At 57.5% G+C, this 26,279-nt stretch carries 24 protein-coding genes; 8 read left to right on the forward strand and 16 right to left on the reverse strand.

Annotated features, from left to right (window positions below):
• The first annotated feature begins 13 nt into the window (after positions 1 to 13).
• Positions 14 to 382: a helix-turn-helix transcriptional regulator gene (locus KB892_RS23895; RefSeq protein ID WP_002885023.1), complete on the forward strand. Its 369-nt coding sequence runs from the start codon at positions 14 to 16 to the stop codon at positions 380 to 382.
• Between the two features lie 263 nt (positions 383 to 645).
• On the opposite strand, the gene KB892_RS23900 is transcribed toward KB892_RS23895, so the two are convergent.
• Complete coding sequence (locus KB892_RS23900; protein WP_002885019.1) at positions 646 to 2,904, reverse strand: TonB-dependent siderophore receptor; 2,259 nt, start codon at positions 2,902 to 2,904, stop codon at positions 646 to 648.
• Positions 2,905 to 3,509: 605 nt separating this feature from the next.
• Here KB892_RS23900 and KB892_RS23905 point away from each other — a divergent pair.
• Both KB892_RS23905 and KB892_RS23910 read left to right on the forward strand, forming a co-directional pair.
• Complete coding sequence (locus tag KB892_RS23905; RefSeq protein ID WP_000019473.1) at positions 3,510 to 4,490, forward strand: IS5-like element ISKpn26 family transposase; 981 nt, start codon at positions 3,510 to 3,512, stop codon at positions 4,488 to 4,490.
• 200 nt (positions 4,491 to 4,690) lie between these two features.
• A complete protein-coding gene (locus tag KB892_RS23910; protein ID WP_002885017.1) occupies positions 4,691 to 6,271 on the forward strand; it encodes an MltF family protein in 1,581 nt (526 codons plus the stop codon).
• 124 nt (positions 6,272 to 6,395) lie between these two features.
• Here KB892_RS23910 and ssb1 read toward each other — a convergent pair whose 3' ends face one another.
• Entirely contained in the window at positions 6,396 to 6,920 is a 525-nt protein-coding gene (gene ssb1 / locus KB892_RS23915) for a single-stranded DNA-binding protein SSB1 (RefSeq protein ID WP_004151744.1), read from the reverse strand.
• A gap of 251 nt (positions 6,921 to 7,171) precedes the next feature.
• On the opposite strand from ssb1, the gene uvrA reads away from it, so the two are divergent.
• Positions 7,172 to 9,997: an excinuclease ABC subunit UvrA gene (gene uvrA, locus KB892_RS23920; protein WP_004146620.1), complete on the forward strand. Its 2,826-nt coding sequence runs from the start codon at positions 7,172 to 7,174 to the stop codon at positions 9,995 to 9,997.
• Here the strand turns inward: uvrA and KB892_RS23925 are convergent, their stop codons facing one another.
• From KB892_RS23925 to dnaB, 6 genes are all read right to left on the reverse strand, one after another.
• Entirely contained in the window at positions 9,998 to 10,354 is a 357-nt protein-coding gene (locus KB892_RS23925) for an MmcQ/YjbR family DNA-binding protein (RefSeq protein WP_002884953.1), read from the reverse strand.
• A 3-nt stretch (positions 10,355 to 10,357) separates the two neighbouring features.
• Complete coding sequence (locus KB892_RS23930) at positions 10,358 to 10,774, reverse strand: secondary thiamine-phosphate synthase enzyme YjbQ (protein ID WP_002884951.1); 417 nt, start codon at positions 10,772 to 10,774, stop codon at positions 10,358 to 10,360.
• A 130-nt stretch (positions 10,775 to 10,904) separates the two neighbouring features.
• Positions 10,905 to 11,618 (reverse strand): acid phosphatase AphA, encoded by a 714-nt coding sequence (aphA, locus tag KB892_RS23935; protein ID WP_004151745.1) that lies wholly within the window; start codon positions 11,616 to 11,618, stop codon positions 10,905 to 10,907.
• A 190-nt stretch (positions 11,619 to 11,808) separates the two neighbouring features.
• Positions 11,809 to 13,002: an aromatic amino acid transaminase gene (gene tyrB, locus KB892_RS23940; RefSeq protein ID WP_002884946.1), complete on the reverse strand. Its 1,194-nt coding sequence runs from the start codon at positions 13,000 to 13,002 to the stop codon at positions 11,809 to 11,811.
• Between the two features lie 176 nt (positions 13,003 to 13,178).
• The gene (gene alr / locus KB892_RS23945; RefSeq protein WP_002884943.1) at positions 13,179 to 14,258 is read right to left on the reverse strand and encodes an alanine racemase; all 1,080 of its coding nucleotides are present in this window, start codon (positions 14,256 to 14,258) and stop codon (positions 13,179 to 13,181) included.
• Positions 14,259 to 14,289: 31 nt separating this feature from the next.
• Positions 14,290 to 15,705, reverse strand: coding sequence for a replicative DNA helicase (gene dnaB / locus KB892_RS23950; protein WP_002884942.1), 1,416 nt, complete (start codon positions 15,703 to 15,705; stop codon positions 14,290 to 14,292).
• A gap of 169 nt (positions 15,706 to 15,874) precedes the next feature.
• Between dnaB and KB892_RS23955 the strand changes: the two genes are divergently transcribed.
• On the forward strand, positions 15,875 to 16,858 hold the full coding sequence (locus KB892_RS23955) for a quinone oxidoreductase (RefSeq protein ID WP_002884941.1): 984 nt from the start codon (positions 15,875 to 15,877) through the stop codon (positions 16,856 to 16,858).
• 182 nt (positions 16,859 to 17,040) lie between these two features.
• Here KB892_RS23955 and pspG read toward each other — a convergent pair whose 3' ends face one another.
• From pspG to KB892_RS23970, 3 genes are all read right to left on the reverse strand, one after another.
• Positions 17,041 to 17,283 carry an envelope stress response protein PspG gene (pspG, locus tag KB892_RS23960; protein ID WP_002884940.1) on the reverse strand — a complete coding sequence of 81 codons (243 nt, stop codon included), beginning with the start codon at positions 17,281 to 17,283 and terminating at the stop codon, positions 17,041 to 17,043.
• 139 nt (positions 17,284 to 17,422) lie between these two features.
• Positions 17,423 to 18,421, reverse strand: coding sequence for a tRNA dihydrouridine(20/20a) synthase DusA (gene dusA / locus KB892_RS23965; protein ID WP_002884937.1), 999 nt, complete (start codon positions 18,419 to 18,421; stop codon positions 17,423 to 17,425).
• Positions 18,422 to 18,521: 100 nt separating this feature from the next.
• Positions 18,522 to 19,010, reverse strand: a complete 489-nt coding sequence (locus KB892_RS23970; protein ID WP_002884935.1) for a cupin domain-containing protein — start codon at positions 19,008 to 19,010, stop codon at positions 18,522 to 18,524.
• 249 nt (positions 19,011 to 19,259) lie between these two features.
• Between KB892_RS23970 and zur the strand changes: the two genes are divergently transcribed.
• Positions 19,260 to 19,775, forward strand: coding sequence for a zinc uptake transcriptional repressor Zur (gene zur / locus KB892_RS23975; protein ID WP_002884931.1), 516 nt, complete (start codon positions 19,260 to 19,262; stop codon positions 19,773 to 19,775).
• Positions 19,776 to 19,870: 95 nt separating this feature from the next.
• Here the strand turns inward: zur and KB892_RS23980 are convergent, their stop codons facing one another.
• Positions 19,871 to 20,080 carry a CsbD family protein gene (locus tag KB892_RS23980; RefSeq protein WP_004151747.1) on the reverse strand — a complete coding sequence of 70 codons (210 nt, stop codon included), beginning with the start codon at positions 20,078 to 20,080 and terminating at the stop codon, positions 19,871 to 19,873.
• Between the two features lie 65 nt (positions 20,081 to 20,145).
• On the opposite strand from KB892_RS23980, the gene KB892_RS23985 reads away from it, so the two are divergent.
• Entirely contained in the window at positions 20,146 to 20,295 is a 150-nt protein-coding gene (locus KB892_RS23985) for a hypothetical protein (RefSeq protein ID WP_004219133.1), read from the forward strand.
• Positions 20,296 to 20,314: 19 nt separating this feature from the next.
• On the opposite strand, the gene dinF is transcribed toward KB892_RS23985, so the two are convergent.
• From dinF to KB892_RS24000, 3 genes are all read right to left on the reverse strand, one after another.
• Positions 20,315 to 21,631, reverse strand: coding sequence for an MATE family efflux transporter DinF (gene dinF / locus KB892_RS23990; protein ID WP_004151748.1), 1,317 nt, complete (start codon positions 21,629 to 21,631; stop codon positions 20,315 to 20,317).
• Between the two features lie 69 nt (positions 21,632 to 21,700).
• The gene (lexA, locus tag KB892_RS23995; protein ID WP_002884822.1) at positions 21,701 to 22,309 is read right to left on the reverse strand and encodes a transcriptional repressor LexA; all 609 of its coding nucleotides are present in this window, start codon (positions 22,307 to 22,309) and stop codon (positions 21,701 to 21,703) included.
• A gap of 122 nt (positions 22,310 to 22,431) precedes the next feature.
• Positions 22,432 to 22,800 carry a diacylglycerol kinase gene (locus KB892_RS24000; RefSeq protein ID WP_002884819.1) on the reverse strand — a complete coding sequence of 123 codons (369 nt, stop codon included), beginning with the start codon at positions 22,798 to 22,800 and terminating at the stop codon, positions 22,432 to 22,434.
• A gap of 128 nt (positions 22,801 to 22,928) precedes the next feature.
• On the opposite strand from KB892_RS24000, the gene plsB reads away from it, so the two are divergent.
• Positions 22,929 to 25,352: a glycerol-3-phosphate 1-O-acyltransferase PlsB gene (gene plsB / locus KB892_RS24005; RefSeq protein ID WP_062955054.1), complete on the forward strand. Its 2,424-nt coding sequence runs from the start codon at positions 22,929 to 22,931 to the stop codon at positions 25,350 to 25,352.
• 48 nt (positions 25,353 to 25,400) lie between these two features.
• Here the strand turns inward: plsB and ubiA are convergent, their stop codons facing one another.
• Complete coding sequence (ubiA, locus tag KB892_RS24010) at positions 25,401 to 26,267, reverse strand: 4-hydroxybenzoate octaprenyltransferase (RefSeq protein ID WP_002884808.1); 867 nt, start codon at positions 26,265 to 26,267, stop codon at positions 25,401 to 25,403.
• Positions 26,268 to 26,279 lie beyond the last annotated feature (12 nt).

Below are 26,279 nucleotides of genomic sequence, written 5' to 3' on the forward strand. Positions count from 1 at the left end.
GGAGCCCTGCGTTATGGGATTGGCCGCAATTATGCGTAGCAAAACGCTCCAGCAATCGGTATTAAGCGACCTGCTCTTGTGGATCGATAATAATCTGGATAAGAAACTGACCGTCGACGATCTGAGCGATATCTCTGGTTATTCCCCCTGGCATTTGTTTCGGCTCTTCCGTCATTATTTTGATCGTTCGCCAATGGAATATATCCGCCAGCAGCGCATGTCGCTGTGTTGCCGTTTATTACTGACAACGCCTGGTTACCGAATCGTCGATATTTGTATGATGGTCGGTTATGACGATCTCAGTGCGTTTAATCGTACCTTCAAAAAATATCATGCGCTCACGCCCACTCAGTATCGCTATCAGATCACGCGGCAAAAATAAGGAGGTCCCCCTCCTCCGCATCGCTGCGGTTGGGAATGGAAGGGGGACAGGGGATATTACAGAAGGGAAATAGCAGGATGCTATTATCGAACCCGGTCGGGATCAACGACCTTGCGCGACGGAAATCAGTATAAAAGGATATGTTGAGCTAATAATGTAGAGGGCGTGAAGATTTTGTCACGATTTATAACCGCCTCCTCCGCTCTCATCTGAAATAAAAAAACCGGGTCGCATTGCACCCGGTTTACTCCTCATCAGGATCATCAGAAATGAGTATTAACGCTCATAAAGAAGGTCCGCCCCGATTCGTTATAGGTCTCGGCACCCGCGCCATACAGATAAGCTCCCGTCGTCGCGTTGCCGGTCGTTTGCGCATTCCCTGCCCGGTAGTGGCGAATATCAAACAGGTTATCTATCCCGCTGGTGAAGCTCAGATTTTTGTTCACATCCCAGGTCGCACTGAGGCCGACAATGCTGTATGGGCTGACTTCGTTTAGTTCGCTGCCGCTGACCGCCTCGCTCTTATAATTGAAGCGTTTTGGTTTCTGTCGGCCATACCAGGTAAAGGTGCTCTGCAGGGAGAGATCTTCACGAACCTGCCAGCTTAGGGTCGAGTTCAAGGTAAACTGCGGGATCACTGACAGCCGGTCGCCTGTCGTCTTATTCTTGCTCTGCAGCATCCAGGTCAGGTTATTGCTCCAGTTAACCGCCTCCCCCACCGGCAGATTCAGCGTTCCTTCCAGGCCTTCCACTAACGCCTTTGGTACGTTTTCCCACTGATAGATATTGGTGGTGCCGTTGCTGGCGGTACCCACCGCCGCATACCCTGACTCAATCTTATTGTGATAGTCGTTACGGAACCAGGTGATCCCCGCCTGATAGCCATCATGCTTGTACTCAAGACCAATCTCTTTATTAACGCTGGTCTCCGCTTTCAGATCGCTATTCCCCATCAGATAGCAGGCGGAACTACTGGCATAACAGCCTTGACCGTTGCTGTAGAGAATATAGTTCGGGTTCAACTGGTAGAGGTTAGGCGCCTTGTAAGCACGGGCAATGCCCAGCTTCAGCGTCCAGTCGTCTGTCAGCTCTTGGGACAGGTTCAGTGAGGGACTCCAGTTATTGCCGACGATGCTGTGATGATCGAAGCGCAGAGCGGGTGTCAGCATGGTGCTGTCCGTTAGCGCCATATTATCTTCGGTAAACAGCGAGAAGATCTCGGCGCTGGAGTACGGGCTACGACCGGTAGCCGATACGCCATCGATAGTGCCGTAAGAGAGCGCCTGGGTTGTCGATACGCCATCTTTCATCCGCTGCTGATTCCATTCTGTCCCCAGCGTCAGATTCTGATCGACCCCCAGCGTAAACGGAATATTCACTTCACTATGTAGCAGGACATCGGCCAGATCGATATCTGAAAACTCGCTACTGGAGAAGATCCCTTCCGTACCGCCCGCCAGCCCTTCATCCATTCGCGAGTTACGGGTGTGTTCGTACTGGGCATAGCTGTTGCTGGTCACGCCATTATCCCAGCCGCCGGTCCATGTTACGCCGTAAGTTTGCCGGTAGAGACGGTTGGTCTCTTTCCCGTACATACTCTTCACCAGCGTACTGGTATTGGTGTTTTGAGTGTCGCCGGCATAGAGATTACCCTGGCGGCTGTAACCGGCCTCAAACTCCAGGGCCTGCATCGGGGCAAACTCCCAGCGCAGCTTACTGTGAATATCTTTGTTCACCACCCCTTCACGTCCGGCGGGATAAGAACCGGCGTAGGAACCGGTACGTTCCGCTTCATGCCCGGCGTTAATATCCTGTGCATCGGCCTGGGTTTTACTCAGATTACCCCAGAGATTGAAGCTGACACTGTCCGACAGCGGACCATTGAGGCTAAAGTTAGTACGTTTCGTCGCCCCTTCTTTACGGTGCTGCGGAGCATTCATATAGGTATTCCACGACCCGTGCCATTCTGGTGTGGTCGGTTTGGTCACGATGTTGACGACCCCGCCCATCGCGCCATTACCATAGCGCGCCGCCGCCGGGCCGCGGATCACATCGATATGATCGATCATCTCCGCTGGCACCCAACTGGTATCGCCGCGGGAGTCACGATCGCCGCGCCAGCCATACCGCACCGAGTTACGGCTGGTCACCGGTTTACCATCGACCAGCACCAGGGTATTCTCAGGCCCCATGCCACGGATATCAATTTGCCGGTTGTTGCCGCGCTGCCCGCTGGTAGAGTTGCCGGTCAGGTTTACCCCGGGCTGCGTACGAATTAACTCCGACACATCGCGGGCGGGGGGATGTTTGCGGATCTCTTCTGCGGTGATGGTCGACACGCCCGGCGCCTGCAGGTTCTGCCTGGCGGCGGTTATGACCATCGTCTCCTCGTGATTTTCGGCAGTGGCGGCGCTCTCGTCAGGCGTCGATTGTTCGGTCATGTTCTCTGCCGCCTGCAGCGGCACGCTACAGGCGAGCAGAGGAATGACGATCCCCAGCGGGAAGTGAGACGTGTATTTCATAGAATATGCCCTGTTTTCTGTTGCTGTCGGGCATAACGCCTTCCCCAATTGAAAAAACAATGGGATAAAATACTTGCCTCAGCGCGTCGCCAGATTTTGGCGCAGGTCAGCGCCTTCCCGGCATTAATGGGAATAAAAAAAAGCGTGAGGCATAATAAAATTAAGTGCCCTGTTTCATCATTAGAGAAAAAGCGCTGCGCGCTATTCTTTGATAGCGTAATCCAGACAGCGTGTCATTAGAGTAATGTGCCGTGTTACGGTAATAAAAATGAGATTCATTATCAAGATGATAATAATCAATATCGGAGAAAAATAAAATAAACACCAACAATCAAAAAGTTACAACAAAACAGATGGGGAGAAATAAAATAAAAACATCATCATTATTTTCTATTTATCATTAAAAACACACATTTTCGCCATATTATCTCCATAGTTAAATTAAAGATAAAAACACATTAATAGTAAGCGATAAAATGGGAGAAAACTATTTGTCGGCATTGTTATGTTTTTTACGCCCTTGTCGTTCCCAGCTAAGGAAGGTGCGAACAAGTTCCTGATATGAGATCATCATATTCATCCGGAGCGCATCCCAGAGGGACATCATGAGCCATCAACTCACCTTCGCCGATAGTGAATTCAGCACTAAGCGCCGTCAGACCCGAAAAGAGATTTTCCTCTCCCGCATGGAGCAGATTCTGCCATGGCAAAACATGGTGGAAGTCATCGAGCCGTTTTATCCCAAGGCGGGCAATGGCCGACGGCCCTATCCGCTGGAGACCATGCTGCGTATTCACTGCATGCAGCATTGGTACAACCTGAGCGACGGTGCCATGGAAGATGCCCTGTACGAAATCGCCTCCATGCGCCTGTTTGCCCGATTATCCCTGGATAGCGCCCTGCCGGATCGCACCACCATCATGAATTTCCGCCACCTGCTCGAGCAGCATCAACTGGCCCGTCAATTGTTCAAGACCATCAATCGCTGGCTGGCCGAAGCAGGCGTCATGATGACCCAAGGCACTTTGGTGGATGCCACCATCATTGAGGCACCCAGCTCTACCAAGAACAAAGAGCAGCAACGCGATCCGGAGATGCATCAGACCAAGAAAGGCAATCAGTGGCACTTTGGCATGAAGGCCCACATTGGTGTCGATGCCAAGAGTGGCCTGACCCACAGCCTAGTCACCACCGCGGCCAACGAGCATGACCTCAATCAGCTGGGTAATCTGCTTCATGGAGAGGAGCAATTTGTCTCAGCCGATGCCGGCTACCAAGGAGCGCCACAGCGCGAGGAGCTGGCCGAGGTGGATGTGGACTGGCTGATCGCCGAGCGTCCCGGCAAGGTAAAAACCTTGAAGCAGCATCCGCGCAAGAACAAAACGGCCATCAACATCGAATACATGAAAGCCAGCATCCGTGCCAGGGTGGAGCACCCGTTTCGCATCATCAAGCGGCAGTTCGGCTTCGTGAAAGCCAGATACAAAGGGCTGCTGAAAAACGATAACCAACTGGCGATGTTATTCACCCTGGCCAACCTGTTTCGGGTGGACCAAATGATACGTCAGTGGGAGAGATCTCAGTAAAAACCGGAAATAACGCCAGAAATGGTGGAAAAAATAGCCTAAATAGGCTGATTCGATGTGTTTGCGGGAAAAAAATCGGCCCAGATCCGCGAAATTTTAATCAGCGAGTCAGCTTGGGAAGAAATGACCTGCTTATTCGCACCTTCCCTAACGGCGGCCGTTCTGCTAAAATAATCACATCCCCTGCGGAGTATTCCTCCATGAACGCCTACTCGCTATCACGTCTGTTTATCGCCTGGCTCACCTGCCTCGCGACACTGTTATTCGCTCCTCTGCTGCCGGCAGTAGAGGCGGAAAAAGCGCCGCCGGCAGCAGCCGAAGACAACACGCTATCGATTCATATCGACGATATGCTACGGCCATGGAGAGGCGATTTGCCTGGCATGATCGACCGTCGTACCATTCGGGTATTAACCACCTACAGCAAGACCTTCTTTTTTATTGATAAAGGCACCCAGCGCGGGGCGACGCACGACATTTTTATCGCGCTGGAAAACGAGCTGAATAAACAGCTAGCGAAGGATAAAAAGCTCAAACAGCGCCACCTGAAGCTGCATATCGTTTTTGTGCCGGTCAGTCGGGACAATCTCTTTATCGCGCTTAATGAAGGTAAAGGCGATATTGCGGCTGCCAATCTGACTATCACGCCCTCGCGGGAAGCACAGGTCGATTTCGCCCAGCCGCTCTACAGCAACGTGAAAGAATTACTGATCTCCGGCCCGGCTTCACCGAAGGTCGACAGCCTGGAGCAACTCTCTGGTCAAACCGTCTTTGTTCGCCGCTCCTCCAGCTATTACGACAGCCTGCAAGCGCTGAACGCCCGATTTGCCGGTGAGTCGCGCCCACCGGTGATACTGGAGGCGGCGCCGGAAGCGCTGGAGGATGAAGATCTGCTGGAAATGCTCAACGCCGGGCTGATTCCGCTGATCGTCGTCGATCAGCATAAAGCGTTGTTCTGGAAACAGGTGTTTCCAAAAATTCAGGTCCATGACAATGTGGTGCTGCGCGACGGCGGCGACATTGCCTGGGCGGTACGCAAAGACAGCCCGCAGCTGCTGACGGTACTGAACAACTTCGTCAAAAAGAATCGTCAGGGCACCACGCTGGGCAATACTCTCCTGCTGCGTTACCTGAAAAATGCTAAATATGTCAAAAATGCCGCGGCGAGTAAGGAACGACGCAAATTCCTCGCGATGGTAGATGTCTTCCGCAAGTACGGCGATCGTTACGACGTCGACTGGCTGCTGATGGCGGCCCAGGGATACCAGGAGTCGCGGCTGAATCAGTCGGTACGGAGCCACGTCGGCGCCATCGGCGTTATGCAGGTGATGCCCAGCACTGGAAAAGAGCTGAAGGTGGGCGATATTAAACAGCTGGATCCCAATATCCATGCCGGCGTGAAATACATGCGCTGGATGATGGATCGGTACTATGCCGATGAGCCCATGACCCGGCTCGATAAAGCGCTGTTTACCTTTGCCTCCTATAACGCGGGTCCGGCGCGTATCGCCCGCCTGCGCACCATGACTAAACAGCGAGGATTTGACCCGAACGTCTGGTTCGGTAACGTCGAAAATATGGCGGCAGAAAAAATTGGCGCCGAGACGGTAACCTACGTCAGCAATATCTATAAGTATTACATCGCCTATCGGCTGATCGTCGATGACATGGCCCGCAAACAGAAAGCGACGGCCGTACCGCGGCAGGAGCCGGTAGCGCAGCCAGCCAAACCGCAGCCCAGCGTGGCGACAGCCGCCACCGCTCAGGTGCCCGTCATCTGAATCGCTCGTTACCGTAGGTCAAATTCCATCCTGAAATGACGGTGCAGGAATAACAAAGAAAAAGCCCCGGCGAAACCGGGGCTTTCTGCTTTCGACTGCGCAGACAGTGCGCCTAAGGCAAGCCTTAGAACGGGATGTCGTCGTCGAAGTCCATCGGCGGTTCGTTGGAAGGCGCTGCCGGGGCCTGCTGCTGCGGACGGGACTGCGCGCCGCCGCTGAACTGGTTGCCGCCCTGCGGCTGCTGCGGCTGACCCCAACCGCCCTGCTGCTGGCCGCCGCCTGCCGGTGCGCCGCCGCCCTGACGGCCGCCCAGCATCTGCATGGTGCCGCCCACGTTCACCACCACTTCGGTGGTGTATTTGTCCTGACCGGATTGATCGGTCCACTTGCGGGTACGCAGCTGGCCTTCAATGTACACCTGTGAGCCTTTACGCAGATACTCACCAGCGACTTCCGCCAGTTTGCCGAACAGCACAACGCGGTGCCACTCGGTCTGCTCTTTCATTTCGCCGGTCTGCTTGTCACGCCAGGATTCGGAAGTTGCCAGCGTGAAGTTGGCGACAGCGCCGCCACTTGGCATGTAGCGTACTTCCGGGTCCTGCCCCAGATTACCGACGAGAATCACCTTGTTTACGCCTCTGCTGGCCATGTTCGTGTCTCCTGAATACGTTTCTTAATAGTGTAAACGCGCGAGTGTACCATTTCCACGTAGCATTTTAATAGCTGCGAGGCTGATTCCAGAGATAGTACCCGGCTACGACATTGTTGCACACTCGACCCGAATTTGCATTCCGATACTGTATATTCATTCAGGTTAAATTGTGTCATAATTAGCCGTTTCTGCCGTTTGTCCTTCAAGCAAACCAGGCAATCCGTGTATCTACCTACCGGGAAAGGTGAATGGATAAGATCGAAGTTCGGGGCGCCCGCACCCATAATCTCAAAAACATCAACCTCGTTATCCCGCGCGACAAACTCATTGTCGTCACCGGGCTTTCCGGGTCTGGCAAATCTTCACTCGCTTTCGACACCCTGTATGCCGAAGGCCAGCGTCGCTACGTCGAATCGCTCTCCGCCTATGCGCGACAGTTCCTGTCGCTGATGGAGAAGCCGGACGTCGACCATATCGAAGGGCTGTCGCCGGCGATTTCCATCGAACAGAAATCAACCTCTCACAACCCCCGCTCGACGGTGGGTACTATTACCGAAATTCACGACTATCTGCGTCTGCTGTACGCCCGCGTCGGCGAACCGCGCTGTCCGGATCACGACGTGCCGCTGGCGGCGCAAACCGTCAGTCAGATGGTCGATAATGTCCTCGCCCAGCCGGAAGGCCTGCGCCTGATGCTGCTGGCGCCCATTATTAAAGAGCGCAAAGGCGAGCACACTAAAACCCTGGAAAACCTCGCCAGTCAGGGCTACATCCGCGCGCGGATCGACGGTGAGGTCTGCGATCTGTCGGATCCGCCGAAGCTGGAGCTGCAGAAGAAGCACACCATTGAGGTAGTCATCGACCGCTTCAAGGTGCGCGACGATCTGGCGCAGCGCCTGGCCGAGTCGTTTGAAACCGCGCTGGAGCTCTCCGGCGGGACCGCCATTGTGGCTAATATGGATGATGAGAAAGCGGAAGAACTGCTGTTTTCCGCCAACTTCGCCTGCCCGATCTGCGGCTACAGCATGCGCGAGCTGGAGCCGCGTCTGTTCTCCTTTAACAACCCGGCGGGCGCCTGCCCGACCTGCGACGGCCTCGGCGTGCAGCAATATTTCGATCCCGATCGCGTGGTGCAAAATCCCGAGCTGTCGCTGGCGGGCGGCGCCATCCGCGGCTGGGATCGGCGTAACTTCTACTACTTCCAGATGTTGAAGTCGCTGGCGGAGCACTATAAATTCGACGTCGAAGCGCCATGGGGCACCCTCAGCGCCAACGTGCAGAAAGTGGTGCTGTACGGTTCAGGTAAAGAAAGTATTGAATTCAAATACATGAATGACCGCGGGGATACCTCGGTGCGCCGCCATCCGTTCGAAGGCGTGCTGCATAACATGGAGCGCCGTTACAAAGAGACGGAATCCAGCGCGGTGCGCGAAGAGCTGGCGAAGTTCATCAGCAACCGTCCGTGCGCCAGCTGCGACGGCACGCGTCTGCGTCGCGAGGCGCGCCACGTGTTTGTGGAAAACACCCCGCTGCCGACCATTTCCGATATGAGCATCGGCCATGCGATGGATTTCTTCAACAATCTGAAGCTCTCCGGACAGCGGGCGAAAATCGCCGAAAAAGTGCTGAAAGAGATTGGCGATCGTCTGAAATTCCTCGTCAACGTCGGCCTCAACTACCTGACGCTCTCCCGCTCGGCGGAAACGCTCTCCGGCGGCGAAGCCCAGCGTATCCGTCTGGCAAGCCAGATTGGCGCCGGGCTGGTTGGCGTGATGTACGTGCTGGATGAACCCTCTATCGGCCTGCACCAGCGCGATAACGAACGCCTGCTCGGCACCCTGATCCACCTGCGTAATTTAGGCAACACGGTGATCGTCGTTGAGCACGACGAAGACGCCATTCGCGCCGCCGACCATGTGATCGATATCGGTCCCGGCGCTGGCGTTCACGGCGGCCAGGTAGTAGCGGAAGGGCCGTTGGAGGCCATTATGGCGGTCCCGGAATCCCTGACCGGCCAGTTCATGAGCGGTAAACGCAAAATTGAAGTGCCGAAGCAGCGCGTGCCCGCCAACCCGGAGAAAGTCCTCAAGCTGACCGGCGCGCGCGGCAACAACCTGAAGGATGTAACGCTCACCCTGCCAGTGGGCCTGTTTACCTGCATCACCGGCGTCTCCGGCTCGGGTAAATCCACGCTGATCAACGATACCCTGTTCCCGATTGCCCAGCGCCAGCTCAACGGCGCGACCATCGCCGAACCAGCGCCGTATCGCGATATCCAGGGGCTGGAACATTTCGATAAAGTGATCGATATCGACCAGAGCCCGATCGGCCGGACGCCGCGCTCCAACCCGGCAACCTATACCGGGGTGTTTACCCCGGTGCGCGAGCTGTTCGCCGGCGTACCGGAGTCTCGCTCACGCGGCTATACGCCGGGGCGCTTTAGCTTTAACGTTCGCGGTGGGCGCTGCGAAGCCTGCCAGGGCGATGGAGTGATCAAGGTCGAAATGCACTTCCTGCCGGATATCTACGTGCCGTGCGACCAGTGCAAAGGCAAACGCTATAACCGCGAAACGCTGGAGATTAAGTACAAGGGTAAGACCATCCACGAAGTGCTGGATATGACCATTGAAGAGGCGCGTGAATTCTTTGATGCCGTACCGGCGCTGGCGCGTAAGCTGCAAACCCTGATGGACGTCGGCCTGACCTATATCCGCCTTGGCCAGTCGGCGACGACCCTGTCCGGCGGCGAGGCGCAGCGCGTGAAGCTGGCGCGCGAGTTGTCCAAGCGCGGTACCGGCCAGACGCTGTATATCCTCGATGAGCCGACCACCGGTCTGCACTTCGCCGATATCCAGCAGTTGCTGGAAGTCCTGCACCAGCTGCGCGATCAGGGCAATACCATCGTGGTGATTGAACACAACCTCGATGTGATTAAAACTGCCGACTGGATTGTCGATCTCGGCCCGGAAGGCGGCAGCGGCGGCGGCGAAATCCTGGTCTCCGGTACGCCGGAAACCGTCGCCGAGTGCGAAGCCTCGCACACCGCGCGCTTCCTCAAGCCCATGCTGAAATAATTAGCGGGTAAGCTGCTGCCGGACCGGCTCCGGCAGCATTTTCACCGCCTGCTGATAAGACGCATCGACCAGGTAGTAGATTTGCGAATCCGGCAGCGAGCCATCCAGATAGACGGTGCTCCAGTGCGCTTTATTGAGATGCTGGCTGGGCCGGACATCGCGATGCTGCTGACGCAGCAGCTCAGCCAGCTCCGGACTCGCCTTCAGCGCGACCGCCGGCCGCTGGTCCTCAACCTCCTTCACCATGGCAAACAGCACATCTGAGACCTTAATCTGCGTGGCTTTCCAGTCGCTGTGGACGCTCTGCTCTGCTCCCGGTTTCGCCATGCAGTACTGTAATAACTCCGAAATTGTCATCTTTTATTCCCCCATGAGCGTCGCAACGATGCGCCGCGAACCGCCGTGTATCCGATGCTCCCCCAGCCAGATGCCCTGCCAGGTTCCCAGCCTGACGCGCCCGTCCTCGACCGGCAGCATTAGCGACACGCCAAGCATCGATGATTTGATGTGCGACGGCATATCGTCAGGGCCTTCATAGTCATGTTCATACGGCGCATTGTCCGGTACGGCGTTGAGAAAATACTGCTCCATGTCATAGCGGACGGTGGGATCGCAGTTTTCGTTGAGCGTCAGGGAAGCGGAAGTATGCTGGAGCAGGAGGTGCAGCAGGCCAACCTTCACCCCGGACAGCCCGCGGATCTGGCCAAGGATTTCGTCGGTGACCAGATGAAAACCGCGGGATTTTGGCCCAAGCGTCAGGGTTTGCTGATACCACATCATTGACTCCTTTTGCGAATGAATCCTTCTAAGTGTGCAGCAATACGTGAAAAGGTAAAACCTTCCACCCCTGATTTTGCATAAAAAAACGGCAGCGCCGTCGCTGCCGTTTATCGCGTTCAGGCGGTCATCAATATTCGGAATTGACGATTACTTCCTCGCCCAGCGCGCCAGCCATCGGCAACGGCTTATAGGAGGAGTTGGCGGCCCGCAGCACGCGGATGCCACGGGCGCCCGCTTCGCGGGCGGCGGTGATATCATTATCCGAATCGCCGTAGAAAACCTTTATCTGCTTCGCCTGCAGCCACTGGGTCTTGGTGTTTTGGCCAGGCTTATCGCCAGCGAAAATCACCGGATTCATATTGGCGGCCGGGATGAGAAAATCATCCTGCAGGGTTTTAGAAACGGTTTCGGTTTTGGTCTGGCTGCGGCCGGTGACGAACCAGATGCTGTCCCCGCGCTTCACATGCATCGCAATCAGCTGGCGCGCCACCTCTTTCGGCATGCTGAATTCATCCCAGCCATTGTTCATTTTTTCCCAGAACTGTGGGTTTTTCAGGTAATCCTCGCTGCCGGGAGAGAAGGTTTTTTGCCCGCGCCAGAAACCCGGACTGGAGAAGAGGACGGTGTCATCGATATCAAAACCGACGGCCATCGGCGGCCGCCCCAGCAGGCTGTTCTCAATTTGCGCCACCGAAACCCAGTGGATCGGCGCCTGCTCGGCCAGCTGGGCCACGTTGGTGCCAACCCACAGCGGCTGCGGCGTGGAGGCGCGCGCCACAACGGCGCTGTTCAGCGTGAACAGGAGAGAAGCCGCCGCAAGGGCGAGAGTAAGTTTGCGCATATTTATCCCTAAATCTATCAATCATTATTGTTTTCAATAATGTGCATGCTTATCAACGTCCCGACCTTACCCGCCGGCGGCATGGATGAAAAGCCTTTTTCGCGCAGATGTCATAGAAAAAGAGGATGATCACATCCGAGGGGGTTGCCCCTGCCCGTTGACCGGCAGAGACAACCTGCTGGAGAGCGGCTTACATTACCGCGGCAAAAGCTTTCGCTACCTGCTGAACATTACGTGAGTTTAACCCCGCCACGCACATGCGTCCGCTGGCAATCAGGTAGACGCCAAACTCGTCGCGCAGACGATCCACCTGCGCCGCGCTAAATCCGGTATAGCTGAACATCCCGCGCTGCTTGAGCAGGTAATCCACTTTGCTACCCGGGGCAACCTGCTGCAGCGCGTCGACCAGCGCCTGGCGCATGGTCAGGATGTGCGCGCGCATGGCGTCCACTTCCGCCTGCCAGGTGGCTTTCAGAGCTGCATCGTTCAGCACCGTCGCCACCACCTGCGCGCCAAAGCTTGGCGGGCTGGAGTAGTTGCGGCGCACGGTGGCCTTCAGCTGACCCAGCACGCGGCCCGCGGTTTCGCTGTCTTCACAGACCACGGACAGACCGCCGACGCGCTCCCCGTACAGCGAGAAAATTTTGGAGAACGAGTTGCTGACCAGCATCGGCATCCCGGCGCTGGCGATGGCGCGAATGGCGTAGGCATCCTCTTCCAGCCCCCCGCCAAAGCCCTGGTAGGCGATGTCGAGGAAGGGGATCAGCTGACGCGCTTTCAATACCTCAACCACGCGGTCCCACTGGGCTGGCGTCAGGTCGGCGCCGGTCGGGTTGTGGCAGCAAGGGTGCAGCAGCACAATATCGCGGGCCGGCAGCGTTTGCAGCGTCGCCAGCAGGTCCTCAAAGCGCACGCCGTTGGTGGCTTTATCAAACCAGGGGTAAGTACTTACTTCGAAGCCAGCCCCTTCAAAAATGGCGATGTGGTTTTCCCAGGTCGGATCGCTGACCCAGACATGAGACTCAGGAAAGTAACGTTTGAGGAAGTCGGCCCCGACCTTCAGCGCGCCCGAACCGCCGACCGTCTGAATAGAGGCAATGCGATTTTGCTTAAGCGCGGTATGCTCTGCGCCAAACAGCAGCGGCGCAATCGCCTGACGGTAGCCGCTCAACCCTTCCATTGGCAGATACAGCGAGGCGCCATGCGGCTCGGCGTTCAGGCGTGCTTCCGCTTCCGCCACCGCCTGCAGCTGCGGGATAATGCCGTCATCGTTGTAGTACAGCCCGATACTCAGGTTGACTTTGTCGCTTCGCGGGTCTTCTTTGAAGCGTTCCATCAGAGAAAGAATAGGGTCGCCGGCGTAGGCGTCAACTTTTTGAAACACGCGATGTATCTCCAGGTTTACATGGGGCAGGTTCTTACACAATAAACCGGATATGACGGCAGGTCGAGAGGATGTTGAGGGGAAAGTGACCGCGCAGCGGTATAAACCGCTTTTTTGAGCGCCGCAGGCCTGGTGCGTACCGGATCAGCCTCTGTACTATCCGGTACGCCAGAGGCTTAGTCGAGGTATTTCATGGCGACGCGGGAGGTCAGTCGCGTAATAAGTTCGTAAGCACTCACTTTCGTTATCTCGGCGATGCGCTCTACCGGGAGCCCCTCTCCCCACAGCACTACCGCGTCGCCGGCCTTATCCTGGGCCTGCGGTCCGAGGTCAACGCAGATCATATCCATCGCCACCCGGCCGACAATCGGCACTTCCCGGCCATTGACCAGTACCGGCGTGCCCGACGGTGCCGCACGCGGATAACCGTCGCCATAGCCCATCGCCACCACGCCGAGACGGGTATCGCGTTCGCTGATCCAGGTGCCGCCGTACCCGACGGGCTCCCCTGCTTTATGCTCGCGCACCGCAATCAGGCTGGACGTCAGGGTCATCACCGGCTGGCAGCCGAAATCTTTCCCGGTGGAGCGATCGTCCAGCGGCGACACGCCATACAGGATAATTCCGGGGCGCACCCAGTCGTAATGCGATTGCGGCCACAGCAGAATGCCGCCCGAGGCGGCGATAGAGCGCAAGCCCGGCTTGCCTTCGGTAAAGGTGGTGAAGATGTCCAGCTGGCGTTCGGTGGCGCCGCAGGTCGGCTCATCGGCGCGCGCGAAGTGGCTCACCACGTTCACCGGCTGGCGGACGTTTTTACACTGGCTCAGACGCTGATAAAACGCCTCGGCTTCCTCCGGGCGCACCCCTAAGCGATGCATGCCGGTATCCAGCTTCATCCACACGGTCACCGGCTCGGGGAGATCGGCTTGCTCCAGCGCCGCCAGCTGTTCGGGGCTATGCACCGCCGTATGCAGGCGCTGGGCGGCGATCACCGCCAGGTCTTCCGCAGCAAAAAAGCCTTCCAGCAGGAGGATCGGCTGGGCGATGCCCCCCGCTCGCAGGCGCAGCGCCTCTTCCAGCCGGGCGACGCCAAAGGCGTCGGCGTCGGTCAGCGTTCGCGCGGTCTCGAGAAGACCGTGTCCGTAGGCGTTCGCTTTCACTACCGCAACCAGTTTGCTGGCGGGCGCCAGTTCACGCAGACGTTGCAGGTTGTGTCGCAGAGCGCGGCGGTTGATAACTACAGTTGCCGCTTGCATTTGAATTCCTTAATAAAAGAAGGCGGAAGGATTACTCATCATCATACTGAGGACCGGCATAATTATCGAAACGCGACCACTGGCCGTTAAAGGTCAGTCGCACGGTGCCGATCGGACCGTTACGTTGTTTACCAATGATAATTTCCGCGATGCCTTTAAGATCGCTGTTCTCGTGATAGACCTCATCACGGTAAATGAACATGATTAAGTCGGCATCCTGTTCGATAGAGCCGGACTCACGCAGGTCGGAGTTGACCGGGCGCTTATCGGCGCGCTGCTCCAGCGAGCGGTTAAGCTGCGACAGCGCCACCACCGGCACCTGCAGCTCTTTCGCCAGCGCCTTCAGCGAGCGGGAGATTTCGGCAATCTCAAGGGTACGGTTGTCGGAGAGCGACGGCACGCGCATCAGCTGCAGGTAGTCGATCATAATCAGTCCGATGCCGCCGTGCTCGCGGGCGATACGCCGCGCGCGGGAGCGCACCTCCGTCGGCGTCAGGCCGGAGGAGTCATCGATATAGATATTGCGCTTTTCCAGCAGGATGCCCATGGTGCCGGAGATCCGCGCCCAGTCTTCGTCGTCCAGTTGACCGGTACGAATGCGGGTCTGATCGACGCGCGACAGCGAGGCCAGAGAACGCATCATGATCTGTTCCGAGGGCATCTCGAGACTGAAGATTAATACCGGTTTGTCCTGCAGCATCGCCGCGTTTTCCACGAGGTTCATCGCGAAGGTCGTTTTACCCATCGATGGACGGGCGGCGACGATAATCAGATCCGACGGCTGCAGGCCGGCGGTCTTTTTGTTGAGGTCGTCGTAGCCGGTATTGACCCCGGTGACGCCGTCATGGGGCTGCTGGAACAGCTGTTCGATACGGGCGACAGTGGCATCGAGGACATCGGCGATGTTCTTCGGCCCTTCGTCTTTGTTGGCCCGGCTTTCGGCGATTTTGAAAACCCGGGATTCGGCGAGGTCGAGCAGATCTTCGCTGGTTCGCCCCTGTGGGTCGAAGCCGGCTTCGGCGATCTCGTTGGCCACCGAAATCATTTCGCGCACCACCGCGCGTTCGCGCACGATGTCGGCATAGGCGCTGATGTTAGCCGCGCTGGGCGTGTTTTTGGACAGTTCGGCCAGATAGGCGAAGCCGCCCACGCTGTCCAGCTGCCCCTGACGCTCCAGCGACTCGGCGAGCGTAATCAGGTCAATCGGGCTGCCGGACTCCTGCAGGCGCGCCATCTCGGTAAAAATATGACGGTGCGGACGGGTATAAAAGTCGTCGGCAACGACGCGTTCGGCGACGTCGTCCCAGCGCTCGTTATCCAGCATTAAACCGCCCAACACCGACTGCTCCGCTTCAATCGAGTGCGGCGGGACTTTCAGCCCGGCGAGCTGCGGATCGCGTTCGCGGGTTTCTGTCTGTGGTTTGTTGAAGGGTTTATTTCCTGCCATAGCCTAACATTTCACCGATCCGGAAAAGAGCGTGACAGTATAGCGAGAAAGCCATTGCCGCTAAAGAACCCATTAAGCGTGGCAGGCCTGAGGCGGGTAAGAAAATCCGTCGCCGCCGGCGCAGGCTGTTAAGCTTACTGAATAATCTCGGAACAACACAGGAGCGAACATGGCAACACGCATCGAATTTTCGAAACACGGGGGACCGGAGGTGCTTCAGGCGGTTGAGTTCACGCCACGCGATCCCGCAGAACATGAGATTCAGGTCGAAAACAAAGCCATCGGCATCAACTATATCGACACCTATGTTCGCAGCGGCCTCTATCCGCCGCCGTCGCTGCCGAGCGGCCTGGGCACCGAGGCGGCCGGCATCGTCAGTAAAGTTGGCCATGGGGTCACGCATATTAAGGTAGGCGATCGGGTGGTGTACGCCCAGTCGGCGCTCGGCGCCTACAGCACGGTACACAATGTGCTGGCCGACAAAGCGGCGGTCCTGCCGGACGCTATCTCTTTCGAACAGGCCGCCGCGTCGTTCCTCAAAGGATTAACGGTCTGGTATCTACTGCGCAAAACCTATGAAATTAAGCCTGATGAGATGTTCCTGTTTCACGCGGCCGCTGGCGGCGTGGGGCTGATAGCCTGTCAGTGGGCGAAAGCGCTGGGGGCGAAACTTATCGGTACCGTCGGCAGCGCGCAGAAAGCGCAGCGCGCCAAAGAGGCGGGCGCCTGGCAGGTGATTAACTATCGCGAGGAGTCTATCGTGGAGCGGCTCAAGGCGCTCACCGACGGTAAGAAAGTGGCCGTCGTCTACGACTCGGTGGGGAAAGATACCTGGGAGGCCTCTCTGGACTGCCTGCAGCGCCGCGGCCTGATGGTCAGCTTTGGTAACTCCTCCGGTCCGGTGACCGGCGTTAATCTGGGGATCCTGAATCAAAAAGGCTCCCTGTACGTCACTCGCCCATCGCTGCAGGGCTATATCACCAACCGGGAAGAACTGGAGGAAGCCTGCAGTGAATTGTTTTCGCTGATCGCCAGCGGGGTGATTAAAGTGGACGTGGCTGAAAGTCAGATCTATCCGCTGAGCGAAGCGCGGCGGGCGCATGAAGTTCTGGAGAGCCGGGTGACGCAGGGTTCGAGTTTGCTGCTGCCATAAGTTGGCAGAAGGGGCAAAAGTTTAGGGCTTCCAGCTGGGAAGCCCTTACTTTTTTTAAGTTCGGCTGTATGTAGGGTACAGCGCGATGAATTCGTTAACGCGCTAATAGTGACAGATTTGCGCAGCAATGCCTACGCGGTTGTCTGCAAAATTGTTCAGGTTGTGACGCACCCCTCAATACCTTAGTAACGCCAACGGTTATTGTCGCGAAAAGCATTTCCGTTCGGGGATTTCAGCGCCCGAATAACCCACACCACCGCCACCGCCAGCAGCAGCCACGGCAGTAATTTGATCATCAAGGCGAACAACCCGCCGACGAACATCAGCGCCGTCGCCACCACGATTGCCGCGATAATCCCCAGCAGCGATACGCCGGTGACCAGCAGCATGACAAAAAATCCAATGACAAATAGCAGTTCCAGCATGGTTCTCTCCCCAAAGAATGAATACTTCACTCTGCAGGTATTACAAAAAGCATGCCAACCATAAGCTTTTGACTTTAAAACAAAACGCCCCGCGACGGTGCGCGAGGCGTGGTCAATTTCACCAGGTTTTGGTCAGAAATTAACGTTTATCTGCCACCAGCTTCAGGGCATGCTCCAGCACTGCAATATCGGCGCCGGCTTTATGCGCATTTTCGCTCAGGTAGCGACGCCACTGGCGAGCGCCGGGGATCCCCTGAAACAGCCCCAGCATATGGCGGGTAATATGGCCCAGATAGGTGCCCTTGCTGAGCTCGCGCTCAATATAGGGGTACATGGCTCGCACCACCGCTACCGGATCGGCATCCGCGCCGGCGACGCCGAAAATTTCGCGGTCGACCGAGGCCAGAATGCCCGGGTTCTGATAGGCCTCACGCCCGACCATCACCCCATCCATATGCTCAAGCTGTACTCTGGCTTCGTCCAGCGATTTGATGCCGCCGTTGATCGCCATCGTCAGATGGGGGAAATCGCGCTTCAGCTGCCAGACGCGGGGGTAATCCAGCGGCGGGATCTCGCGGTTCTCTTTTGGACTCAGGCCGGAGAGCCAGGCTTTGCGGGCGTGAATAATAAACATCTCACACTCGCCCTTGCCGGAGACCGTCTCAATGAAGTCGCACAGAAACTCATAGCTATCCTGGTCGTCAATGCCGATACGGGTTTTCACCGTGACCGGAATCGACACCACATCGCGCATCGCCTTGATGCAGTCGGCCACCAGTGGCGCATTGCCCATCAGGCAAGCGCCAAACATCCCGTTCTGCACGCGGTCGGAGGGGCAGCCGACGTTGAGGTTGATCTCATCATAGCCGCGCGCCTCGGCCAGCTTCGCGCACTGCGCCAGGGCCTGGGGATCGCTGCCGCCGAGCTGTAGAGCAACCGGGTGCTCTTCTTCGCTATAGGCCAGATAGTCCCCTTTGCCGTGAATAATCGCCCCGGTGGTCACCATTTCGGTATACAGCAGCGTATGCCGCGACAGCAGCCGCAGGAAGTAGCGGCAGTGTCGGTCGGTCCAGTCGAGCATCGGCGCGATGGAGAAGCGGTGAGCAGGGAAAACAGGTGACGTTGATTCAGGCATCATGGCGAATAAATAAGCATCCGGGTAAAAAGGGGCGCTACTATAGCATAAAGATACACCACAGGCGCATAGTGCGCCGCGCTTCGCCCCTCACCTGAAATGATTACTTTTTCCGCGGCTTGCCGTCGTGTGGACCGAAGAACTGCGGCGGATGGTCAACCCAACGATCCTGGCGCGTCGCGGCATAGCCGGGATTGAGCGGGTAATAAATGCGGTTGTACTTCTTGTTGGCCTCGCCCACCACCAGCAGACGAACTTCCTGCTCGGTGTTATTGAGAAAGGTGTGGCAGATGCCGGTACCAGCGGGAAAACCCACGCTGTCGCCGGGCTCCAGCTTCCAGAGATAGCCGTTTATCCACACTTCCGGATAGCCCTCCAGCACGTAGATGAACTCTTCCTCATCGCTCTCCGCGTGTGGATAAGAGGTGCGCCGCCCGGGCGGCAGCCGCTCGTGGTGGATCCCCAGCCGGTTGAGACGTAAACCTCGCCCCAGCGGCGCGCCGATTGAAAAACGCTCCGGGCTGTCGGGATAAGTAGCATCGTCGGGCCCTTCCAGTTCGCGCCAGTGGCGAATGCAATCAGGTCGTTTCATCGTTTTCTCCCGAAAATGAGACACTTCAGATATAGCATACCCAGGGTCGGGCGTGTTGTGATTAAATCGGACATGGTGGTTTTAGCGAGCGGCTAAGGCGTAGTCTGCTCGAGAATAAGCGGCCAGCGCTCGGGACGGGCGCCGGTGCCGACAACCTGAAGTATGACCCGTATCACCTGCCGGCTCTCGGTGTTTTCTGAGGAACGTGATAAAGTAACAGATTCAAATTCACGCAATCCGAGGATGCTCATGGATAAGACCCCTTCGCAAGAGATGTTAGCGCATGCTGAAAAGCTTTGCGCACAGCGCGGCGTACGCCTGACTCCACAGCGTCTGGAAGTGTTGCGCCTGATGAGCCTGCAGCAAGGGGCAATCAGCGCCTACGATCTGCTGGACTTGCTACGTGAAAAAGAGCCGCAGGCGAAGCCGCCGACGGTTTACCGTGCGCTGGAGTTTTTACTCGAGCAGGGTTTTGTCCATAAGGTAGAGTCAACCAATAGCTATGTGCTGTGCCATCTGTTCGACCAGCCGACCCATAGCTCGGCCATGTTTATCTGCGACCGCTGCGGCGTGGTAAAAGAAGAAGCGGCGGAAGGGGTGGAAGATATCATGCATACGCTGGCGGCCCGCATGGGGTTTGCCCTGCGCCACAATGTGATAGAAGCTCACGGGCTTTGCGCGGGCTGCGTGGAAGTCGAAGCCTGCAGCACCCCGGGACACTGCCAGCACGATCATACTATTCAGCTCAAAAAGAAAGCCCGCTGAGCGGCTGCCGCAGCGGGAAAAAGGGTTAACGGCGCGTCCGTGCGCCATTCAGACAGGCACTAACACAAATGCTTCATTCTTCGGATCAAGGAACGCTACCAGCGATAGTCGTTCTTATGCTCCCAGTCTGAGACTTCTTTCTCAGCCTGATCTTTCTCATAGCCGTAACGCTCCTGAATTTTGCCGACCAGCTGGTCGCGCTTCCCTTCGATTACGGTCATATCATCATCGGTAAGTTTGCCCCACTGTTCCTTGGCTTTACCTTTAAACTGTTTCCAGTTACCGCCGATTTCGTCTTTATTCATAATAACGTCCTCATCATTCGGTGGGTTTACAGCCCGTTTTGTGCCGGACATGGTATTAACTATAGATGAGAATGCTGGCGTCGATTCGTTATTCGGAATTTTTAACCATCGCACCGCGGGATAACGCGAAGAGGATGTTCCCGGCTTGCGCCACGCTGAGCCGGGCTATTGAATCGCCCTGTAAGCGTAGCGCGACCGGGGAAGGTCACGGCTAACGGCAATGACGGGAGATGACTAACTAAACCATGTGCCGCGTCGCCAGTGACGACGCCAGATCAGCGCCAGCGACAGGCCGCGCAGGGCGAGGAACACCGCCAGCGCCAGCCACAGACCATGGTTGCCAAGCACCGGTAGCGTAAGCAGCGTCACGGCAAACCCCGCCGCGGCGACCGCCATACTGTTCCTCATCTCAGCGCCGCGCGTCGCGCCGATAAACATGCCGTCCAGCAGATAGCACCAGACGCCGACCACCGGCAGGATCGTCTGCCAGATCAGATAGCGATCGGCCAGCTGCTGCAGGGAAGGCAGTGAGGTTAACAACGCGATAATGTACTGCCCCGCCAGGCTGTAAATCAGGGCAAACGCCAGCGCCACCATGCCGGACTGCCGGCAGGCCGCCCGCCACACCTCCAGCAACTGGCTACCGTCGCGCGCGCCGTAGGCCTGGCCGGAGTGAGCCTCCACGGCATAGGCAAAGCCATCCAGCGCGTAGGCGGTAAAGGTCAGCATGGTCATCAGTACGGCGTTAACCGCCACGATGTCGCTGCCCAGACGGGCGCCGAATACGGTCAGCGCGCCAAAGCACAGCTGCAGCAGCAGCGAGCGCAGCATGATGTCCCGATTCAACGCCAATAAACGGCGCAGATCCCCGCGCCAGGCGTTTTTCAGCATCGCCAGCGACACGCCGCGCAGCGTCAGCACCCGCTTCGCCATCAGCAGGCCAATAATGAGGGTGGCGTACTCCGCGGTGACCGTGGCCAGCGCCGCTCCCTGGACGTTCATTCGCAGGCCCATCACCAGCCACAGATCGAGCACAATATTCAACAGATTACCCACCACCAGCAGAATAACCGGCGCCCGGGCGTACTGGACGCCCAGCAGCCAGCCGAGCAGCACCAGGTTGGCCAGCGAGGCGGGGGCGCTGAGCCAGCGAATTTCGAGAAACCGTCTCGCCTGCTCAAGCACCGCCTCGCTGCCGCCGACAATATGTAGAGCGAGGTCAATTAGCGGCAGGCGAAGCAGGATAATCAGCACCCCGGCGCCCAGCGCCAGGGCCAGCGGCTGCACCAGCGCCCGCGCCAGGCGCTGCGGATCTTTGGCGCCCCAGGCCTGAGCGGTGAGCCCGGTGGTGCTCATGCGCAGGAACAGCAGCAGCATGAAGAGGAAACTGGTGGCCGTCGCCCCGACCGCTACGCCGCCGAGGTATACCGGGCTGTCCAGGTGGCCGATCACCGCCGTATCCACCAGCCCCAGCAGCGGGACGGTGATGTTGGAGAAAATCATAGGGAGGGCAAGACGCCACAGCGCTTTATCGGCAGCGTTGAGCAGCATGTTTGAGGACCTGATTGAGGAAAAACGTCGCAGCGTCACGCAACAGATGACGCTGCGCAGAGGCAGGCGCTACAGCCATTCTCCATTACGGATCACGCCAACGGCCAGACCCTCAATGGTAAAACTCTGCTGGCGCAGATCGACGACGATCGGGGAAAACTCGCTGTTTTCCGGCAACAGTTCAACGACATTGCCCTGCTTTTTCAGACGCTTCACCGTCACTTCTTCATCGATACGCGCGACAACCACCTGACCGTTACGCACATCCTGGGTTTTGTGGACCGCCAGCAAATCGCCATCCAGAATACCGATGTCTTTCATCGACATCCCACTGACGCGCAGCAGGAAATCGGCGTTGGGCTTAAACATCGACGGGTCGACCTGATAGTGGCCTTCAATATGCTGCTGCGCCAGCAGCGGCTCACCGGCGGCGACGCGACCGATCAGCGGCAGGCCTTGCTCTTCTTCCGTCAGCAGGCGAATACCGCGAGAAGCGCCGGAGACGATCTCGATCGCGCCTTTACGCGCCAGCGCTTTCAGGTGTTCTTCCGCCGCGTTTGGGGAACGGAACCCCAAGCGCTGAGCAATTTCCGCACGCGTCGGCGGCATGCCCGTCTGGCTGATATGATCCCTAATGAGATCAAACACCTCTTGCTGCCTGGTCGTTAACGCTTTCATTCCGCCCCCTGGGTGTATATACAGTTATGCTGTGAGTATATACAGCTAACGGTGATTTTGGAACCACATGGCACACAAAAATCGGCGGATTGTTCATATTTTGCGAGGGTTAGCGAAGAACGTTAGTGATAATGACTCCACAGCAGCGTTCCCCAGGTGATCAGCGCGATGATAATCGCCAGCAGAACCGCCGCCGACCCCATATCTTTGGCGCGCCCTGAAAGCTCGTGAAAATCCGAGCCGATACGGTCCACAACCGCTTCAATCGCGCTGTTGAGAATTTCGACTATCATCACTAGCAGGACCGAGCCAATCAGCAATACGCGGGTGATGGCGTCGACGTCCAGCCAGCAGGCTACCGCGACGGCCACGATAGCGGCGACGCCTTCCTGACGAAACGCAGCCTCGTTGATCCACGCCGCGCGAAATCCTTTCCAGGAGTAACCTGCCGCCTTAATGATCCGGGTTAACCCGGTGGTATTATTGGCCATCACAAAACCTTTTTACGTAAATGACGTCGATGAGTGTGCGCGTTTGCCGCGTGGTAACGGAAATTTTGCCCACTTTCTGTTATTCTTGCCGCGCATTTGCATGATTAACCAGAGGCTTCACATCGTTTATGTCCGGCTGGCAACGAATTTACTATAAATTACTGAATTTACCATTACAGGTGCTGGTAAAAAGCAAGTCTATTCCGGCAGAGCCTGCCCAGGAATTAGGACTCGATACCTCGCGTCCGGTCATGTACGTCCTGCCCTATAATTCGAAGGCGGACCTGCTGACGCTGCGCGCCCAATGCCTGGCGCATGATTTACCTGACCCGCTTGAACCGCTGGAAATCGACGGCGCCCTGCTGCCGCGTTACGTATTCATCCACGGTGGGCCGCGCGTATTTACTTATTACACGCCAAAAGAAGAGTCCATCAAGCTGTTCCACGATTACCTCGATCTGCACCGCAACCATCCGGACCTCGATGTGCAAATGGTGCCGGTTTCGGTCATGTTCGGCCGTTCGCCGGGTCGCGAGAAAGGAGAAGTCAATCCGCCGCTGCGGATGCTGAACGGCATTCAGAAATTTTTCGCCGTCTCCTGGCTCGGCCGCGACAGCTTCGTGCGCTTCTCGCCGTCCGTTTCGCTGCGCCGCATGGCGGATGAGCACGGTACCGATAAGATCATCGCCCAGAAGCTGGCTCGCGTCGCTCGCATGCATTTTGCCCGCCAGCGGCTGGCCGCCGTCGGCCCGCGTCTGCCGGCCCGCCAGGATCTGTTTAATAAACTGCTGGCCTCGAAAGCGATTGCCCGCGCGGTGGAAGACGAAGCGCGCAGCAAGAAAATTTCGCACGAGAAGGCACAGCAGAACGCTATCGCGCTGATGGAAGAGATTGCGGCGAACTTCTCATACGAGATGATCCGCCTGACCGACCGCATTCTCGGCTTCACCTGGAACCGCCTGTACCAGGGTATCAACGTGCATAACGCCGAGCGCGTACGCCAGCTGGCGCACGACGGCCATGAAATTGTCTATGTCCCCTGCCACCGCAGCCACATGGACTATCTGCTGCTCTCCTACGTCCTGTACCATCAGGGGCTGGTCCCTCCGCATATCGCGGCGGGCATCAACCTCAACTTCTGGCCGGCCGGGCCGATCTTCCGCCGCCTCGGCGCCTTCTTTATTCGCCGCACCTTTAAGGGCAACAAACTCTATTCCACCGTGTTCCGCGAATACCTTGGCGAACTGTTCAGCCGCGGCTATTCCGTGGAGTATTTCGTCGAAGGCGGCCGCTCCCGTACCGGCCGCCTGCTCGATCCGAAGACCGGTACGCTGTCGATGACCATCCAGGCGATGCTGCGCGGCGGAACCCGACCGATCACCCTGGTGCCGATTTACATCGGCTATGAGCACGTGATGGAGGTAGGAACCTACGCCAAAGAGCTGCGCGGCGCCACTAAAGAGAAAGAGAGTCTGCCGCAGATGGTGCGTGGCTTGAGCAAGCTGCGCAACCTGGGCCAGGGTTACGTTAACTTCGGCAAACCGCTGCCGCTGATGACCTATCTTAACCAGCATGTGCCGGATTGGCGGGAAGCGATCGACCCGATCGAAGCGGTTCGCCCCTCCTGGCTGACGCCGACGGTGAATAGCATCGCCGCTGACCTGATGGTGCGCATCAATAACGCCGGCGCGGCCAACGCCATGAACCTGTGCTGTACGGCGCTACTGGCCTCCCGCCAGCGTTCGCTGACCCGTGAGCAGCTCACCCAGCAGTTAGAGTGCTACCTCGCGCTGCTGCGCAATGTGCCCTATTCTCCGGATGCGACCGCCCCATCCGCTTCAGCCAGCGAGCTCATCGATCATGCACTGCAGATGAACAAGTTCGAAGTGGAGAAGGACACCATTGGCGACATCATCATCCTGCCGCGCGAGCAGGCGGTGCTGATGACCTACTATCGCAACAATATCACCCATATGCTGGTGATGCCGTCGCTGTTAGCCGCTCTGGTGACTCAGCATCGTCATCTCAGCCGCGCCGAAGTGCTGCGTCATGTGGAAACACTCTATCCGTTCCTCAAGGCCGAGCTGTTCCTGCGCTGGGAAAAAGCGGAGCTGGCCGGAGTGGTGGATGCGCTGATTGCCGAGATGCTGCGTCAGGAGCTGATCGTCGTCGATGGCGATGTCATGAGCCTCAACCCGTCGCACTCTCGCTCCCTGCAGCTGCTGGCCGCTGGCGCCCGCGAGACGCTGCAGCGCTATGCCATCACCTTCTGGCTGCTGAGCGCTAACCCGGCGATCAACCGCAGCTCGCTGGAAAAAGAGAGTCGCACCGTGGCCCAGCGTCTGTCGGTGCTACACGGCATCAATGCGCCGGAGTTCTTCGACAAAGCGGTGTTCAGCACCCTGGTGTTGACCCTGCGCGATGAAGGCTATATCAGCGACACCGGCGACGCCGAGCCGGAAGAGACCCTGAAGGTTTATCGGATGCTGGCGGACTTGATTACGTCGGATGTCCGACTGACCATTGAGAGCGTCACGCAGGACGACGCGTAACGCGGCGTTTGCTGCCCCCCGGAATGCCGGGGGGCAGCGGACAGGAGGTTACAGGTAGCTCATCGCCAGGCCGAGGAACAGCACCAGCCCGACGTAGTTATTGTTCATAAACGCTTTGAAGCAGTTATCGCGGTCGCGATTGAAGATAAGCTTCTGCTGCCAGCCAAACAGACCCGCCGCCACGAACAGCGACCAGTAATATTCCCAGCCCAGCCCATTCAGCCAACCCACCGCGCCCATCAGCGCCAGTACGGCCACCTGCAGGATACCGATAATCAGACGATCGTTTTCGCCAAACAGGATCGCCGTCGACTTGATGCCGATCTTAACGTCGTCATCGCGATCCACCATCGCATACTGGGTATCGTAGGCCACCGCCCACAGAATATTGGCGAGGAACATCAGCCAGCAGCTCAGCGGCAGCGATTCGCTGACGGCCGAGAAGGCCATCGGGATCGACCAGCCAAAGGCCGCGCCCAGCACCACCTGCGGCAGATGAGTGTAGCGCTTCATAAACGGATAGACCCACGCCAGCGCCAGCGCCGCCACCGACAGCAGAATGGTCATGGTGTTGAGGGTGAGCACCAACAGGAAAGAGAGCAGCACCAGCACGATAAACAGCGTTCGCGCCTCTTTCTCGGTAACATCGCCGCTCGGCAGCGGACGGCGGGCGGTACGCTTTACGTGACCATCAAATTTTCGGTCGGCATAGTCATTCACCACGCAGCCGGCGGCGCGCATCAGCCAGACGCCGGCGACGAATACCGCCAGGATCCACAGCGGCGGGACGCCCGGCGAGGCCACCCATAGCGCCCACAGCGTCGGCCACAGCAGCAGCAAAGCGCCGATCGGTTTGTCAGTGCGCATCAGGCGATGAAACGCCAACAGCTTATTCTGCGACAGACTCCACTCCATTTTTTCTTCCTC

Source organism: Klebsiella sp. P1927 (genome assembly GCF_018204675.1).
Taxonomy (GTDB): domain Bacteria; phylum Pseudomonadota; class Gammaproteobacteria; order Enterobacterales; family Enterobacteriaceae; genus Klebsiella; species Klebsiella pneumoniae.

What these genes read in the sequence shown, in the direction of transcription:
- plsB (WP_062955054.1), top strand. Translation starts at nt 22,929, where the DNA reads ATGTCCGGCTGGCAACGAATTTACTATAAATTACTGAATTTACCATTA.
- ubiA (WP_002884808.1), bottom strand. Translation starts at nt 26,267, where the DNA reads ATGGAGTGGAGTCTGTCGCAGAATAAGCTGTTGGCGTTTCATCGCCTG.
- aphA (WP_004151745.1), bottom strand. Translation starts at nt 11,618, where the DNA reads ATGCGCAAACTTACTCTCGCCCTTGCGGCGGCTTCTCTCCTGTTCACG.
- KB892_RS23970 (WP_002884935.1), bottom strand. Translation starts at nt 19,010, where the DNA reads ATGAAACGACCTGATTGCATTCGCCACTGGCGCGAACTGGAAGGGCCC.
- dusA (WP_002884937.1), bottom strand. Translation starts at nt 18,421, where the DNA reads ATGATGCCTGAATCAACGTCACCTGTTTTCCCTGCTCACCGCTTCTCC.
- uvrA (WP_004146620.1), top strand. Translation starts at nt 7,172, where the DNA reads ATGGATAAGATCGAAGTTCGGGGCGCCCGCACCCATAATCTCAAAAAC.
- pspG (WP_002884940.1), bottom strand. Translation starts at nt 17,283, where the DNA reads ATGCTGGAACTGCTATTTGTCATTGGATTTTTTGTCATGCTGCTGGTC.
- KB892_RS23955 (WP_002884941.1), top strand. Translation starts at nt 15,875, where the DNA reads ATGGCAACACGCATCGAATTTTCGAAACACGGGGGACCGGAGGTGCTT.
- KB892_RS23900 (WP_002885019.1), bottom strand. Translation starts at nt 2,904, where the DNA reads ATGAAATACACGTCTCACTTCCCGCTGGGGATCGTCATTCCTCTGCTC.
- KB892_RS23985 (WP_004219133.1), top strand. Translation starts at nt 20,146, where the DNA reads ATGAGAATGCTGGCGTCGATTCGTTATTCGGAATTTTTAACCATCGCA.
- dinF (WP_004151748.1), bottom strand. Translation starts at nt 21,631, where the DNA reads ATGCTGCTCAACGCTGCCGATAAAGCGCTGTGGCGTCTTGCCCTCCCT.
- KB892_RS24000 (WP_002884819.1), bottom strand. Translation starts at nt 22,800, where the DNA reads ATGGCCAATAATACCACCGGGTTAACCCGGATCATTAAGGCGGCAGGT.
- KB892_RS23910 (WP_002885017.1), top strand. Translation starts at nt 4,691, where the DNA reads ATGAACGCCTACTCGCTATCACGTCTGTTTATCGCCTGGCTCACCTGC.
- dnaB (WP_002884942.1), bottom strand. Translation starts at nt 15,705, where the DNA reads ATGGCAGGAAATAAACCCTTCAACAAACCACAGACAGAAACCCGCGAA.
- lexA (WP_002884822.1), bottom strand. Translation starts at nt 22,309, where the DNA reads ATGAAAGCGTTAACGACCAGGCAGCAAGAGGTGTTTGATCTCATTAGG.
- alr (WP_002884943.1), bottom strand. Translation starts at nt 14,258, where the DNA reads ATGCAAGCGGCAACTGTAGTTATCAACCGCCGCGCTCTGCGACACAAC.
- KB892_RS23925 (WP_002884953.1), bottom strand. Translation starts at nt 10,354, where the DNA reads ATGACAATTTCGGAGTTATTACAGTACTGCATGGCGAAACCGGGAGCA.
- KB892_RS23905 (WP_000019473.1), top strand. Translation starts at nt 3,510, where the DNA reads ATGAGCCATCAACTCACCTTCGCCGATAGTGAATTCAGCACTAAGCGC.
- KB892_RS23980 (WP_004151747.1), bottom strand. Translation starts at nt 20,080, where the DNA reads ATGAATAAAGACGAAATCGGCGGTAACTGGAAACAGTTTAAAGGTAAA.
- zur (WP_002884931.1), top strand. Translation starts at nt 19,260, where the DNA reads ATGGATAAGACCCCTTCGCAAGAGATGTTAGCGCATGCTGAAAAGCTT.
- ssb1 (WP_004151744.1), bottom strand. Translation starts at nt 6,920, where the DNA reads ATGGCCAGCAGAGGCGTAAACAAGGTGATTCTCGTCGGTAATCTGGGG.
- KB892_RS23930 (WP_002884951.1), bottom strand. Translation starts at nt 10,774, where the DNA reads ATGTGGTATCAGCAAACCCTGACGCTTGGGCCAAAATCCCGCGGTTTT.
- KB892_RS23895 (WP_002885023.1), top strand. Translation starts at nt 14, where the DNA reads ATGGGATTGGCCGCAATTATGCGTAGCAAAACGCTCCAGCAATCGGTA.